The sequence below is a fragment of the Dokdonia sp. Asnod3-C12 genome, from assembly GCF_045063975.1.
GTDB lineage: Bacteria > Bacteroidota > Bacteroidia > Flavobacteriales > Flavobacteriaceae > Dokdonia.
The window spans coordinates 1,981,672-1,998,795 of record NZ_JBEFNY010000003.1 but is presented as its reverse complement, the minus strand read 5'-3'; the positions used below and the strand labels follow the sequence as shown (position 1 = coordinate 1,998,795).

Sequence of the window (17,124 nt, the reverse complement as noted above, 5' to 3'; positions counted from 1 at the left end):
ATATTATTCTGATCCTAAATAAATGTAGCCTTGTATAGGTGACAAGTCACTATTATTTAAAGAAACGATATAGTAATATGTCCCAGAAGGAAGCCTATTTGCATTTCCAAATGACGCATTTGGCGACTCTCCGCTCCAGTTATTCTCATAATTTTGTGCTTCATACACCAGATTACCCCATCTATTAAAAATTTGTACGTCAATCGAAAAATTACAATCGCCTTGATATATTAGAGCTACTTCAAAGAAATCATTATTGCCATCAAAATTAGGAGTAACGACTTTAGAGATTTTTACATTTTCTTTACTGCTACAATCAGGAGGGACTATACAGCCATCATTAATTGACACATTAAAGATTTGAGTCAAGCTACAATCTCCACTTATAATCTCATAAACAAGAGAGTATTCACCTAAAGGAGTTTGAGAAGGTTGTATTGCTCCATTCTCAATAATAAATTCTTCAGGAATCGTCCAAGTTCCATTTGTATTAGAAATCAAGGAATCTAAAAGAATACCAGTATCTTCAATACAATATGATAAGTTTGAAAACTCGATTTCATCTTCATTAGACACATTAATCAATTGAGTGGTTACTAGTCCATTTCCACACAAATCTTCGACCTCCCATGTTCTTATTATGGTATAATTATCCGGGTTTGCAGACTGATCTGATGTCTCACTATAATTAACATTCACTTTCCCACCACAGTTATCTTCAAAAATTAATTCCGGAACACTTGGTATATCACCACAAAGCACATCAACAATAGGTTCATAATCAGAAATTAGTACTGGTGCTATTTCATCGTTAACAAAAATGAGCTGAACAACCTCCAAAAAATTACCACAAGCGTCAGTCACAAGATAAGTACGCTCGATAGTCTCTCCACAAGTATTCCCATCAGAAACATCACCCTCAAATGTAACTGTAGGAGTACTACAATTATCGGCAGCATCTGTCACCACACTAATATCGGGCATAGGAACTTCTTCAATACATGAGAATTCCATAGAATCCGGATCTGAGGCTGTAGGCGCTATTGTATCATTAATAATGATACGCTGAGTGACAACTTTAGAATTATTACAAGCGTCCGATACAAGATAAGTACGCTCGATAGTCTCGCCACAAGAATTACCATCAGAAACATCTTCAATAAAAGAAACGGTAGGAGTACTGCAATTATCGGCAGCATCCGTCACCACACTAATATCAGGCATAGGAACATCTGAAGCACAAGAAACTTCAATAAGAGCTGGATCTGAAGCTGTAGGTGCTACTGTATCATTAATAATAATACGCTGAGTGACAACTATAGAATTATTACAAGCGTCAGTCACAAGATAAGTACGCTCAATAGTCTCGCCACAGGTATCTCCATTAGAAACATCTTCAATAAAAGAAACTGTAGGAGCACTGCAATTATCGGCAGCATCCGTTACCACACTAATATCTGGCATAGGAACATCTGCAACACATGAGAATCCCATAGGAGCTGGATCTGAGGCTGTAGGCGCAATCGTATCGTTAATAGTGATAAGCTGAGTGACAACCATAGAATTATCACAAATGTCAGTTACACTGTAAGTCCTCCTAATTGCCCCTCCACAAGAATTGCCATCAAAGACATCTTCAATAAAAGAAACCGTAGGAGCACTACAATTATCCGCTGCATCTGTCACCACACTAATATCGGGCATAGGAACTTCTTCAATACATGAGAATTCCATCGGAGCTGGATCTGAGGCTGTAGGCGCAATCGTATCATTAATGGTGATAAGCTGAGTGACAACTATAGAATTATCACAAGTGTCAGTTACACTGTAAATCCTCCTAATTGCCCCTCCACAAGAATTTCCATCAAAGACATCTTCAATAAAAGAAACCGTAGGAGCACTACAATTATCCGCTGCATCTATCACCACACTAATATCGGGCATAGGAACTTCTGCTGCACAGGAAACTTCAATAAAAGCTGGGTCTGAGGCTGTAGGCGCTATTGTATCATTAATAATGATACGCTGAGTGACAACTAGAGAATTATTACAAGCGTCAGATACAAGATAAGTACGCTCGATAGTCTCGCCACAAGAATTACCATCAGAAACATCTTCAATAAAAGAAACGGTAGGAGTACTGCAATTATCGGCAGCATCCGTCACCACACTAATATCAGGCATAGGAACATCTGAAGCACAAGAAACTTCAATAAGAGCTGGATCTGAAGCTGTAGGTGCTACTGTATCATTAATAATAATACGCTGAGTGACAACTAGATAATTATTACAAGCGTCAGTCACAAGATAAGTACGCTCAATTGTCTCTCCACAGGTGTTTCCATTAGAAACATCTTCAATAAAAGAAACTGTAGGAGCACTGCAATTATCGGCAGCATCCGTCACCACACTAATATCTGGCATAGGAATATCTGCAACACATGAAACTTCAATAGGAACTGGATTTGAGGCTGTAGGTGCTATCGTATCATTAATAATAATAAACTGAGTGACAACTATAGAATTATCACAATCGTCCGATACAAGATAAGTACGCTCAATTGTCTCTCCACAGGTATTTCCATTAGAAACATCTTCAATAAAAGAAACTGTAGGAGCGCTACAATTATCGGCAGCATCTGCCACCACACTAATATCAGGCATAGGAATATCTGCAGCACATGAAACTTCAATAGGAGAAGGATCTGAAGCTGTTGGGTTAATTGTGTCGTTTATAATAATTTGCTGAGTAACAATTATTGAATTATCACAATCGTCCGATACAAGATAAGTACGCTCAATTGTCTCTCCACAGGTATTTCCATTAGAAACATCTTCAATAAAAGAAACTGTAGGAGCGCTACAATTATCGGCAGCATCTGTCACCACACTAATATCAGGCATAGGAACATCTGCAGCACATGAAACTTCAGCAGAAGCAGGATCTGAAGCTGTTGGGTTAATTGTGTCGTTTATAATAATTTGCTGAGTAACAATTATTGAATTATCACAAGCATCGGTGACGCTATAAGTTCGAGAAATGGTCTCTGCACAAGTATTGCCATCAGAAACATCTTCAACAAACTCCACCACGGGAACACTACAATTATCAGCCTCATCTATTACAACAGCAATATTAGGTACAGGAACATCTGTAATACAAGAAACCTCGATGGGTGCAGGATTTGATGCCGTAGGAGCAATTGTATCGTTTATAATAATTTGCTGAGTAACAATTATTGAATTATCACAAGCATCGGTTACACTGTAAGTTCGCGTTATAGTCTCTCCACAAATATTACCATCAGAAACATCTTCAACAAAAGCTACCACAGGAACACTACAGTTATCAGCCTCATCTATTACAACAGCAATATTAGGAGTCGGAACATCTGCAATACAAGATACCTCAATAGGAGCTGGATTTGATGCCGTAGGGTTAATCTCATCATTTATAATAATAAGCTGAGTTACTTCAATTGAATTATCACAAGCATCGGTTACACTATAAGTTCTCGTTATGGTCTCTCCACAATTATTTCCATCTGAGACATCACCCTCGAAATTTACAGTGGGAGCACTACAATTATCCGCAGCATCTGTTACGACAGTAACATCAGGCATAGGAATATCTTCTATACAGGCAACCTGAATAGGAGCTGGATTTGAGGCTGTAGGATCAACCTCGTCGTTGATCGTAATTTGTTGAGTAACAATTATGGTATTATCACAAGCATCGGTTACACTATAGGTTCGCGTAATTACCTCCGCACAATTAGCATTATCAGAATTATCTTCTACAAAAGCTACTACGGGAGTGCTACAATTATCTGCAGCATCTGTTACGACAGTAGCATCAGGCACAGGAATATCTTCTATACATGAAACCTGAATAGGAGCTGGATTTGAGGCTGTAGGATTAATTATATCGTTTATAATAATTTGCTGAGTAACAATTATTGAATTATCACAAGCATCGGTGACGCTGTAAGTTCGCGTTATAGTCTCTCCACAAGTATTGCCATCAGAAACATCTTCAACAAACTCCACCACGGGAACACTACAATTATCTAAGGCATCTATTACAACAGCAATATTAGGTACAGGAACATCTGCAACACAAGAAACCTCGATGGGTGCAGGATTTGATGCTGTAGGGTCTATTATATCGTTTATAATAATTTGCTGAGTAACAATTATTGAATTATCACAAGCATCGGTTACACTGTAAGTTCGCGTTATAGTCTCTCCACAAGTATTTCCATCAGAAACATCTTCAACAAAAGCTACCACAGGAACACTACAGTTATCAGCCTCATCTATTACAACAGCAATATTAGGAGTCGGAACATCTGCAATACAAGAAACCTCAATAGGAGCTGGATTTGATGCTGTAGGATCAACATCATCATTTACAACAATAAGCTGAGTCACTTCAATAGAATTATTACAAGCGTCGGTTACACTGTACGTACGTGTTATAGTCTCTCCACAAGTATTTCCATCAGATTCATCTTTAACAAACGCTACAAAGGGAACACTGCAGTTATCAGCTTCATCAATAACAACAGCAATATTAGGTGTAGGAACATCTTCAATACAAGAAACCTCAATAGTAGCTGGATTTGATGCTGTAGGATCAACATCATCATTTACAACAATGTTCTGAGTGACGTCGATAAAGTTTCCACATCTATCGGTAACACGGTAGGTTCTTACTACATTCTGAGTACAATCATTATTCGACACTTCTGACACAAAGGTCACTGTAGGCACCCCACAATTATCGGCCTCATCGACTACTACATTTACATCTATTAGAGGTACATCTGCAATACATGAAACCTCGATATTAGGGGGATTTGAAGCAGTAGGCAAATCGTTATCCACAACAGAGATTGTATGTTCAACAGTAATAAAATTACCACATCCATCAGTTATGCTATAGGTTCTAACCACAGTTTCAAAACAATCAATACTAATAACTTCTGAAACAAAAGCGACAACAGGACTACTGCAATTGTCATTTGCATCAGTCACTACCGATATATCAACAGGGGGAATATCATCGTTACAACCAACAATAGTAGTAGATGGGTTTGAAGCCGTGGGTAAAATTGTATCTGAACCTCCACAAGCAAATGCACAATTAGTAACAGAACAATCTGCATTTAAAACGCTTATCACCTGAGTAAAAACACTTTGATTTCCACAGTTATCTGCAACTGTCCATGTTCGAGTTATTTCATAATCATCTATACCATTAACATTTGTATCTTCCTCATTAAAAGAAATCATCAAGTCAACAGAACAATTATCAATAAAATCCAAGGTTGGTACTTCAGGGATACTATTACAGTTTACTGTAAGAGTTTCATCAAATGGTGTATTTAATAATGGAGCTTCCGTATCATCAAAAATCAGCTCCTGTTCCACGTCTACATAATTTCCACAGAAATCAGTCACACGATACGTTCTTGTTATTACCTGAGGGCAGGTACCATTGGAAAAATCAGACACAAAAGAAACTGTAGGAGTACCACAATTATCTAAGGCATCTATAACTACAGTACCATTTGGAGATGGAATTCCCGCATCACAAGAAACAATAATAGGCGCAGGATTTGAGGCTGTAGGATCAATTGTATCATTTATAACAATAAGCTGAGTTACTTCAATTGAGTTATTACAAGCGTCGGTTACACTATAAGTTCTCGTTATGATCTCTCCACAAGTATTACCATCTGAGACATCACTCTCAAAATTTACCGTAGGAGAACTACAATTATCTGCAGCATCTGATACGACAGTAACATCAGGCAAAGGAACATCTTCTATACATGAAACCTCAATAGGAGCTGGATTTGATGCCGTAGGATTAACCTCGTCGTTGATAGTAATTTGTTGAGTAACAATTATGGTGTTATCACAAGCATCCGTCACACTATAAGTTCGTATAATTACCTCCGCACAATTAGCATTATCAGAATTATCTTCTACAAAAGCTACTACAGGAGTGGTACAATTATCTGCAGCATCTGTTACGACAGTAACATCAGGCATAGGAATATCTGCAGCACACGACACTTCAATAGGAGCAGGATTTGAGGCTGTAGGATTAATTGTATCGTTTATAATAATTTGCTGAATAACAATTATTGAATTATCACAAGCATCAGTTACACTATAAGTTCGAATTATCGTCTCTCCACAAGTATTTCCATCAGAAACATCTTCAATAAATTCTACCACAGGAACACTACAATTATCTGTAGCATCTGTTACAACAGCAACATCAGGCAAAGGAACATCCCCAACACATGAAACCTCAATAGGAGCAGGATTTGAAGCTGTAGGATCTATTGTATCGTTTATAATAATTTGCTGAGTAACAATTATTGAATTATCACAAGCATCGGTTACACTGTAAGTTCGAGTTATAGTCTCTCCACAAGTCTTACCATCAGAAATGTCTTCAACAAATTCCACAACGGGAACACTACAATTATCATCCTCATCTATTACAACAGCAATATTAGGTACAGGAACATCTGCAATACAAGATACCTCGATGGGCGCAGGATTTGATGCCGTAGGGTCAATTGTATCGTTTATAATAATTTGCTGAGTAACAACTATTGAATTATCACAAGCATCGGTTACACTGTAAGTTCGTGTTATAGTTTCTCCACAAGTATTTCCATCAGAAACATCTTCAACAAAAGCTACAACGGGAACACTACAGTTATCAGCCTCGTCTATTACAACAGCGATATTAGGCGTAGGTATATCTTCAACACATGAAACCTCAATAGGAGCAGGATTTGACGCTGTAGGATCAACTGTATCATTTACAACAATAAGCTGGATAACTTCAATAGAATTATTACAAGCGTCGGTCACACTGTAAGTTCGTGTAATGGTCTCTCCACAAGTATTACCATCAGAGACATCCCCTTCGTGATTCACCGTAGGAACGCTACAATTATCTGCAGCATCTGTTACAACAGCAACATCTGGCAAAGGAACATCCTCAATACACAAAACCTCAATAGAGGCAGGGTTTGAGGCCGTAGGATTAATCTCGTCATTAATAATTATTTGTTGAGTAATGTCAAAGGTATTACCACAAGCATCCGTTACCACATAAGTTCTCGTAATTACTTCTGCACAAGTAGCATTGTCAGAAACATCATTAACATAAGTCACCGTTACATCACTACAATTATCTGCGGCATCTGTTACGACAGCAATATCAGGCATAGGGACATCTGCTGTACATGAAACCATAATATCCGGAAGATTTGAAGCAGTAGGTAAGGTCGTATCCTGTATCGTAATCAACTGCGTATCGCTTGCGGTAGCCCCACAACCATCTGTAACAGTAAACAATCTAGAAATCACAAGAGGACAAGTACCAGATAGCGTATCTATATAATCTATCTGAACTATAGAAACATCATCACTTACAGCTCCTCCCCCAAGAATAAATTGAGCTTCGGCTAGTATGGTGCTAGATACTGCATATGGAAAGGCTCCTGTAACATCATCAGTCGCACAACCTTCAATAACTATATTTGGTGGAGCAGTAATAATTGGCGGTGCAGTATCATCAACCCCTATAATGACATTATCACTGGAAACACACCCATTTGTATCAGTAACGGTTACAGTATAAACACCACTTGATAGGCCTGTGGCTGTTTGCGTGGTCTGTACAGGCACCGTATCCCAAGAATAAATATAGGGCATTTCGCCACCTGAAACAGTAGCAGTAGCAGTTCCATCACTTGCTCCTGGACATGACTCATTTGTAAAATCGTCTATAGAGACGTCTATTAATTCCGGAAAATTCACAATTGTCTGCTCAAAGGAATCTGTGTTTTCTGCATCAAAAACTGCTAATGAAACAGTAAATGGACCAGAATTTGGGAATACATGAGTAGGAGTTTCTTCAGCACTTGTGGTTCCATCTCCAAAATCCCATAAATATGTATAAGGCGGCAATCCTCCCGAAGTTGTTGACTCAAAATCTATTGTATAATCTCCTGAACAGTTTACAGAAAAATCATAGTTTGCTATAAGTGGCGCAAGAACCGTTATAACCTCTTCATTATAACAACTCGCATTTGTGCAATCACAATCCCGACTTCCATTAGGCTGCCATGACACGTAAAAATCTTCCATGGTAATTTCTGAACCACATGTCCAAGAAAATTGATAAGTATTCAAACTTACATTTACCGGTATTGGAGTATTTTCAAAATAACATTGGTCAATAGTATCTACAAAAAGACCATCTATGTATAAATTGAAGTGAACGTACATGGAGTATCTCGATGCAGCAGTATTTGCCGTAAAATTGATCCATAGGTTTGCATTAACAGGATTACCTGGTTCACAATACCCAGGTCCAAAAGGAATTCCATCCTCACCTGCTAAATAAAAATCATCTAGTGTAAAGTCATTTGATGTACAAGGAGATCCCTCACAGACAACAGTTTGACCGTAAACACCACTAAATAGTATAATGAATAATAGAGATAATACGTACTTCAATGTTTGATGTTATTTAGAACAAGGTTAAGCGAGGCAATTTAACAAAATTTTAAGGGGTCAATATTGCATCAAACTAATTAGATTACCAATATGCACCTTATCGAATATTTACAACTCTTAATCGCATTTTTGCCGCTATTTTCTAAACTTCCGACCTATAAAATAATCTGTACGACCTGCGATGTTAAAAACGTATCGTTTGGTGAATCCTAATTTTGAACCAACAACTTGACATGAAGCACGCTAATTAAAGCTTAAACTCATCTAAATTTCTAAAGAAAACTATTCAGCAGCTTACAACTGGAAGCAGAACCTAAACCAGTAACATCATTACCTATTAAAATGTTTAAATAACTATTTCAATTCAGCAAATAGCATAACAACATATAGTTGTAATCTCTTAAAAAAGCTCTGCTGGTAATAGTAGTTTTTTACGCTTTCGCGAAAGCGGTACCACCCTCCATCATAAATGAGCAGAAATTGCCATTTGTAAGCATCTCGACCGTGACGAACAAAGTGCTAATGACAATGCTAGCAGTATCTTCAATAAGAAAGCGGGTATTTATGAAGTAAAACACGACTAATTAATCAAGAAAACCATCGATTTATTGTCTAAAAAAAGGCTTATCTTATAACGACAAAGCAGCAATCAATCGAAACAAACAACTCACAAACAGAAAGTTAAACCACAAATAACCTACCTTCAAATGAACTACTTAATTTAAAGGACGATGACTTTAATGAATGCATTTATATTAAACTTATAAACTAAAGTAACTTTTCCTATTTTTGCAGCCTATGAGCTTAGTGCGTTTAAATATAAAAGGAATCTCCTACAGCCAGACTCAGAATGGAGCATATGCTTTGATTCTAACGGAGCAAGGAGGAGATCGTAAATTACCTATAGTTATAGGAGCCTTTGAGGCACAATCTATTGCAATTGCTTTAGAAAAAGAAATTAAACCACCTCGCCCTCTTACTCACGACCTATTTAAAAATTTTGCAGATCGCTTCGATGTGGTTATCAAACAAGTGATTATACATAAACTTGTAGATGGCGTTTTTTACTCTAGCATTATTTGCGAGCGTGATAACATTGAAGAAATAGTAGATGCCCGTACTAGTGATGCCATATCGCTAGCCTTACGTTTCCAAGCGCCTATTTTTACGTACAAAAACATTTTAGACAAAGCAGGGATTTTCTTAAAAGGAAATACAAATCCTGAAGAGTTTACAGAAGATGACGAAATCCTAATGGACGAAATCTTATTAGAAGACGAGACATCTTCTAGCGATAGTGACTATAACAAAATGTCGCTTCAAGACTTACACGATAAACTTGATCAAGCAGTAAATAGTGAAGACTATGAAACTGCTGCCCAGTTAAGAGATGAAATCTCAAAACGCAACTAACTTACTTATTATATGCGCAAATTACTACTTACCCTATTGGTATTATTAAGTTCATTTACCGCATTTGCGCAAGAAGCACCTCAAGCCATTATGGATGTGGTTCCTTCTCAAGGGTTTTCTCTTGAGAGCTTTGGACGTGGTGTACTAGGGATGTTTTCTCTTATATTAATTGCCTTTTTATTTAGTAGTAATCGCAAAGCGATAAACTGGAAAACGGTAGCCGTAGGCCTCGCCTTCCAGCTTGTAATTGCTGTTGGAGTTCTCAAAGTTGCTTTTATAGAAAAGATTTTTGACTTCATTGGAGGAATATTTGTAGCCATACTCAACTTTACACTCGCGGGTAGTGACTTCCTTTTTCAAGGACTGGTAAGTGACACCTCTACCTTTGGGTACATATTTGCTTTTCAAGTACTACCTACCATCATATTTTTCTCTGCACTTACTTCTGTAATGTACTATTTCGGGATTATTCAAAAGGTGGTTAAGGCCTTTGGATGGTTATTATCTAAATTATTAGGAATCTCTGGAGCAGAGAGCTTGAGTGTTGCTGGCAATATATTCTTAGGACAAACTGAGGCGCCACTTTTAATAAAAGCATACCTAGAAAAAATGAACAAGTCAGAGATTCTGCTTGTTATGATAGGTGGTATGGCAACAGTAGCAGGAGCTGTTCTTGCGGCATATATAGGATTTCTAGGCGGTGAGGACGAGGCTTTGCGTCTCATATTTGCAAAGCACCTACTTGCGGCCTCTGTAATGGCTGCACCTGGCGCAATTGTAATATCAAAAATACTATATCCTCAAACTGAAGAGGTAAACACAGACGTGAGTGTATCTAATGACAAGATAGGAGCAAACGTTCTTGACGCTATTGCAAATGGTACTACAGAAGGTCTTAGACTTGCCGTAAACGTAGGCGCGATGCTTCTAGTATTTGTAGCTTTTATAGCAATGGCAAACGGCATATTAGGCTGGATAGGAGAAGTAACTACAATAAACGATTGGGTTGCAGCAAACTCTACATACCCTAAGCTTTCACTGGAGGCTATCTTAGGAACCATCTTTGCACCGTTAATGTGGCTTATAGGTGTTGCTAGTGAAGACACCACAATGATGGGACAACTACTTGGAATCAAACTAGCAGCCAGCGAGTTTGTAGGTTATATCCAGCTCGCAGAACTTAAGAATACTGCAAATGCAATTCACCTCAACAATGAAAAGTCTATCATTATGGCGACTTATATGCTTTGTGGCTTTGCAAACTTTGCTTCTATCGGTATTCAGATAGGTGGTATTGGATCTCTAGCTCCTGGACAGCGCACGCAGCTGTCTCGTTTTGGACTAAAGGCTCTTATCGGAGGTTCTATTGCTTCCTTAATTTCGGCTACTATTGCAGGGATGATTATTGGTTAAGAAACCACATCCATCATTGTAAATAATTCATTTTCTTTTCGACTATATAAGTCCGCTTTCGCGAAAGCGTACCCATTCATTGTGCCTTATTCTTAAAATCTTAGCCTCTTAGTTTTAATAAATTAACAGCGGGATTTTAAATATGCCATGAAAATATACTAACTTATAGTGTTAAAAAGACTTCTTGAGAATTCACTTAAACTCATTGCTATGAAAACTATTTACAACGTTACCAAATTAACTTGGGCGAGCATACTACTACTCTTCCCATTATTAATAATGGCTCAAACTGCCACCACGACCATTACCGGATCTATAAATGACCGCGAAACTAAACAAGCTATAAGCGGAGCAACCATCACGCTAGTAGGCACAAACATAAGTACCATCTCAAATACCGAAGGGAATTTTGCTTTAAAAATAATGGAAGCCACAACTAGTCCTTCCCTACTTATTGAAGCCTTAGGATATAAAAACAGCATACAAGATATTACAGATATTGATAGTGATATTGACATACGCCTATCTCCAAAGAGCCTAGACCTAAGCGAGGTGCAAGTTGTGGGATATAAATCTGCTAAAGAGCTTGTAAAAAAAGTCTTTAATAAAAAGAGAGAAAACTACATAGGTGAACCGCTTAAGATGACAGCATTCTATCGAGAGACTATCAAGAAAAGAAACAAAAATGCATCACTAGCCGAGGCTGTTGTCTCTATCCAAAAGGAAGGATACATAAGCAACAAGGAAGACCAAATACGCTTACTTAAATCAAGAAAAAGCACAGATTACGCTAAGCTAGACACTATTGCTTTAAAACTGCAAGGAGGCCCTTTTAGCACTTTGTACGTAGATGTGATGAAGTATCCAGAATACATCTTTACACCAGAAACCATGGAAGCTTATAATTTTAGTTTTGAAACCCCTACAGAGCTCAACGGTAAAGATGTACTAGTAGTGGGCTTTGAGCCAAAACCTAACATTGTAGGACCTTTATATGCCGGCCAACTCTATGTAAGTGCTACATCACTAGCATTGCAAAAAGCAACATTTACACTAGATCTTACAAATGAAATTGAAGTCAATAAAATGTTTGTAAAAAGCAAACCCAATGGCGTTCGAGTAAAAGCTAGAGAGATCTCTTATGAAGTAGATTATCGCGAGAAAAATGGAAAATGGTATTACGGCTATGGAAAAGCAAACTTGTCTTTTGAAGTAAAGAAGCGACGACGACTTTTTAAATCAATTTATACACTCTCTTGTGAGATGGCAATAACAGACTGGAAAGTTACTACTGCCGATGCATTTAGTAAAGATGGAGAGATATCACCATCAATCATCATGGCAGATGAAAATCTAGGATTTGGCGATCCAGAATTTTGGGGAGAATATAATGTGATTGAACCCGAAAGATCTATTGAAGCAGCCATAAAAAAGATAAAACGAAACCTAGAAAAAGATGATAATTATCGCGCTTCTCTAGGAGGTAAATAAAACCTCGTTAATAACTCATAATAAGAATATACACCTTGCGTTGTACAACTAGCAAGGTGTATTTACTTTTATACTCTATAAGAGAGTAAGACTTAATTCGTTTATGGGACATAGCACCTACCTCAATTACACCAACTCTTTTACGAAAAATTACAGCTGCATCTATGAAACAATATCACGACCTCATCAAACATGTACTAGAAAACGGAAATCAAAAAGGTGACCGCACAGGTACAGGAACAAAGAGCGTTTTTGGGTATCAAATGAGATTTGATCTCTCTGAAGGATTCCCAATGGTGACAACTAAGAAATTACATCTCAAATCTATTGTTTACGAACTGTTATGGTTCTTACAAGGAGATACAAACATCAAATATTTACAAGAAAATGGTGTACGTATTTGGAATGAATGGGCAGATGAGAATGGTGATCTTGGTCCAGTTTACGGATACCAATGGCGCAACTGGAATGGTGATGAGATTGACCAAATAAAAGATATTGTAGAAACTCTTAAAACTAATCCTAACAGTCGTAGAATGCTCGTGAGCGCATGGAATCCCTCTGTGATGCCAGATACCTCGGCATCTTTCTCAGAGAATGTTGCAAATGGTAAAGCCGCGCTTCCACCATGTCACGCTTTCTTTCAGTTTTATGTTGCAGATGGAAAGTTGAGTTGCCAGCTATACCAGCGCAGTGCAGATATCTTCTTAGGTGTTCCTTTCAATATAGGTAGCTATGCACTTTTTACAATGATGATGGCACAAGTGTGTGGTTACGAAGCTGGAGAGTTTATACACACCTTTGGAGATGCTCATATTTACTCAAACCACATGGAACAAGTTGAACTTCAACTCTCAAGAGAATTCCGTACTTTGCCTACATTAAAAATTAATCCTGATGTAAAAGATATCTTTGGCTTCACTTTTGATGACTTTACATTAGAAAACTATAATCCGCATCCACATATTAAAGGAGCAGTGGCAATTTAACCCCCAAAATTAACCTACCTATCTAATGAAAAAATTATTATTTGTACTCGCACTTGTAGCCGGAATCACAACGATAAACGCTCAAGAAGGAGTTTACATGAAAAAATCTACCACACTTAGGTTAGATGAAGTTCCTCCTACCTGGCCAGGATGCACAGGATCTATTAGCGAGAAAAACAACTGCCTGAGACAGAAACTCGCTACGCATGTCGTGCGCAATATGAAATTTCCTAGTGATTATCAAAAAGGAGCTCGCGTTGTAGTTGATATGGTTATCAATAAAGAAGGAAAGCCGGTAGTAAATAATGTAACTGGCGGTACGCCTGGAATGCAAAAGGCTGTAAAAACAGCTATCATGACTATACCACAATTAAAACCTGGAAATATAGGTGGAACTCCTAAAGAGAGTAAACTCAAACTTCCTTTCAAATTTTAATATGCGTTACCTCTTATTAAGCTTAGTTTGCGCATGTACATTTCTCTCGCAGAATGTGCATGCACAAATTCAAAAGGACATCTCATTTACAATAGTAGATACTCCGCCTAGATATCCAGGGTGTAAAGGTGCAAATGCCAACTTTCTCAAAGAATGTTTTCGCAACAAAGTAGAAGCCCTTATTACAGATAATTTTGATTTTAAACAATTTGAGGCGCTTCTTCCTAAAGGTAAGCACAGAGTTTTTGTGCAATTCAGGATTTTAGACAACGGTACTTACGACCAGTTATCTGTGCGTACACCGTATACTTCTATAGAAAAAGAAGCTATTAAGGCGCTATCAAATCTACCACGGTTTGAGGGAGCTATCCACAAAGACAAACCAGGAAATGCTTTATTTGCTACAGCATTTACTGTAGTTGTAAATGAAGGTATCATAGCTACGGAAGACGATAAGAATTAAATTTCTTACACCCTTATATATAATAAGGATTTGACCCTGTTTTATCTGTTTGAGTAGCTCTTCTTGCTCATTTAACAAACATTTATTACGTTATTCCTTCTGTCACGGGCTTCTCACAAGCACGGCATGGTAAAAACCCGTAAATTTATATGACTCATAAAAGTCATATGTATGATTGCTATAGAAAACCTTGTCGAATTCTTTATTGAAACTCGAGCACACACAGAGAATATCTGTAAACCACTAGAAATTGAAGATTACGTTGTGCAACCCATTGCAGACGTCTCTCCCCCAAAATGGCACCTAGGCCATACTACTTGGTTTTTTGAAGAATTCATTCTTAAGCATCATAAAAAAGGATACACCCTTTTTAGTGAAGACTTTGCATTCGTATTTAATAGCTACTATGAGAGCGTAGGAAAAAGAGTCGTGCGCACAGATCGCGGCAACCTATCAAGACCAACCGTAGACCAAGTGTATGCATATCGTAAATACGTGACTCAAGCACTCCAAGAGCTTCTTGAAGAAGAAATTACACCTACAGTAAAAAAGCTGCTTACTATTGGCATACACCACGAGAAACAGCATCAAGAATTACTTGTTACAGATATTAAATATATCCTAGGTAACAATCCCCTCACGCCTATTTACGGAGGAGAATTACGCTTTCGCGAAAGCGAAAAAGGAACACAACCAAGCTTTATCGCCATTAAAGAAGGAGTTTATGAGATAGGCCACACTGGAGAAGAGTTTTGCTACGATAATGAATTAGGTCATCATAAAGTCTACTTGCACGATTATCAAATATCAAACAAACTAGTAACCAATGGCGAGTGGATAGCATTTATTGAGGCTGGAGGTTATCAAGAAACACTCTTATGGCACGCCGAAGGCTGGGACTGGGTAAACACTCATGAGATAACTGCTCCCATGTACTGGCATCTAGTAGGTGACGAATGGTATCAATACACTCTCGATAAAGGATTACAAAAAATTAATCCAGATGAGACCCTTGTACATATCTCCTATTATGAAGCTTTTGCTTTTGCACAATGGAAAGGAATGAGATTACCTACAGAATTTGAGTGGGAAGTCGCCAGCTCTCAACTAGACTGGGGTGGTCGCTGGGAATGGACAGAAAGTTCATACTTACCTTACCCTGGTTACACCAAGGAAGAAGGAGCCCTAGGGGAATATAACGGGAAGTTCATGGTTAATCAAAAAGTCTTGAGAGGTGGCTCTGTAGCCACGCCATCTAAACATACAAGACATACATATCGCAATTTCTTTCAGACCGGATTACGCTGGCAATTTACAGGCTTACGCCTCGCCAAATAATATTGAAAGTATTTATAAAAACACACGACATAAACGTCTATGACGACCAAAACTACTACCATCACATCTGCATTTAGTCAAGAAGTAACAGAAGGACTCACCTCCTTCCCAAAGTTTCTTTCCTCAAAATATATCTATGATAAAAAAGGCGATAAGCTTTTTCAAGATATTATGGCAATGCCTACCTATTACCTCACGGACTGTGAGTTTGAAATTTTTGAAACGCATAAGGAAGCGATTTCAAAAGCTTTTACAGATAGCAAAGGTTTTGACCTTATAGAACTGGGCGCTGGAGATGGCAAGAAAACTAAAGTCCTTTTAAAGCACTTAATAGAAAGAGGAGACACCTTTGCATATTTACCTATTGACATTAGCCAGAATGTGCTGGATGGACTTAAAGAAAGTGTAGAAAAAGAAATACCAGACATTATCATAAAACCTCAGCAGGGAACTTATTTTGAAGTCCTTGAAGATGTTGCAGGATACAATGAACGTAAGAAAGTAATCATGGTACTAGGTTCAAACATAGGGAATCTACTTCACCCACAGGCTATAGATTTCCTTACAAATATCCAGAAAGCAATGACCCCAGGAGATTTGCTTTATATGGGGTTTGATCAAAAGAAAAATCCGCAGACTATTCTTGACGCTTATAATGACCCAGAAGGGGTTACCGAGGCGTTTAATAAAAACTTACTGCACCGTATTAATAATGAAATGGATGCAGATTTTAATCCTGATAATTTTAAACACTGGGAAGTTTACGACCCAGAAACTGGTACTGCCAAAAGTTATCTTGTAAGTACAAAAGACCAGTCTGTTACTATAAAATCACTCGACCTTAAGGTAGATTTTACTGCATGGGAAACCATACATACAGAGATTAGTCAGAAATATGATGACAACATTGTAGAGTGGCTAGCAAGTGAGTCTGGACTTGAGATAATCAATGAATTCTCAGACAGCAAAGCCTATTATAAAAACTATTTATTTAAGAAAAAATAACAATGTTATAAGCGCAG

General features: G+C 37.8%; 9 protein-coding genes. 8 read left to right on the top strand and 1 reads right to left on the bottom strand.

Annotation, left to right across the window (positions count from 1 at the left end; all coding sequences use genetic code 11):
- Positions 1-3: 3 nt before the first annotated feature.
- A complete protein-coding gene (locus ACJJVW_RS09080) occupies positions 4-8,559 on the bottom strand; it encodes a gliding motility-associated C-terminal domain-containing protein (protein ID WP_405251396.1) in 8,556 nt (2,851 codons plus the stop codon).
- Between the two features lie 798 nt (positions 8,560-9,357).
- Between ACJJVW_RS09080 and ACJJVW_RS09075 the strand changes: the two genes are divergently transcribed.
- The 8 genes from ACJJVW_RS09075 to ACJJVW_RS09040 all read left to right on the top strand — a co-directional run bounded on the left by ACJJVW_RS09075 (position 9,358) and on the right by ACJJVW_RS09040 (position 17,107).
- Positions 9,358-9,972, top strand: a complete 615-nt coding sequence (locus tag ACJJVW_RS09075; RefSeq protein ID WP_298330282.1) for a bifunctional nuclease family protein — start codon at positions 9,358-9,360, stop codon at positions 9,970-9,972.
- 12 nt (positions 9,973-9,984) lie between these two features.
- Positions 9,985-11,385, top strand: coding sequence for a NupC/NupG family nucleoside CNT transporter (locus ACJJVW_RS09070; protein ID WP_298330284.1), 1,401 nt, complete (start codon positions 9,985-9,987; stop codon positions 11,383-11,385).
- A gap of 210 nt (positions 11,386-11,595) precedes the next feature.
- On the top strand, positions 11,596-12,876 hold the full coding sequence (locus tag ACJJVW_RS09065) for a carboxypeptidase-like regulatory domain-containing protein (protein ID WP_298330287.1): 1,281 nt from the start codon (positions 11,596-11,598) through the stop codon (positions 12,874-12,876).
- A 164-nt stretch (positions 12,877-13,040) separates the two neighbouring features.
- Complete coding sequence (locus tag ACJJVW_RS09060) at positions 13,041-13,865, top strand: thymidylate synthase (RefSeq protein WP_298330290.1); 825 nt, start codon at positions 13,041-13,043, stop codon at positions 13,863-13,865.
- 25 nt (positions 13,866-13,890) lie between these two features.
- Positions 13,891-14,301, top strand: a complete 411-nt coding sequence (locus ACJJVW_RS09055) for an energy transducer TonB (RefSeq protein WP_298330293.1) — start codon at positions 13,891-13,893, stop codon at positions 14,299-14,301.
- A 1-nt stretch (position 14,302) separates the two neighbouring features.
- On the top strand, positions 14,303-14,764 hold the full coding sequence (locus ACJJVW_RS09050; protein WP_298330296.1) for a hypothetical protein: 462 nt from the start codon (positions 14,303-14,305) through the stop codon (positions 14,762-14,764).
- A gap of 171 nt (positions 14,765-14,935) precedes the next feature.
- Positions 14,936-16,102 (top strand): ergothioneine biosynthesis protein EgtB, encoded by a 1,167-nt coding sequence (egtB, locus tag ACJJVW_RS09045; protein WP_298330299.1) that lies wholly within the window; start codon positions 14,936-14,938, stop codon positions 16,100-16,102.
- A 39-nt stretch (positions 16,103-16,141) separates the two neighbouring features.
- Positions 16,142-17,107: an L-histidine N(alpha)-methyltransferase gene (locus ACJJVW_RS09040; protein ID WP_298330302.1), complete on the top strand. Its 966-nt coding sequence runs from the start codon at positions 16,142-16,144 to the stop codon at positions 17,105-17,107.
- Positions 17,108-17,124 lie beyond the last annotated feature (17 nt).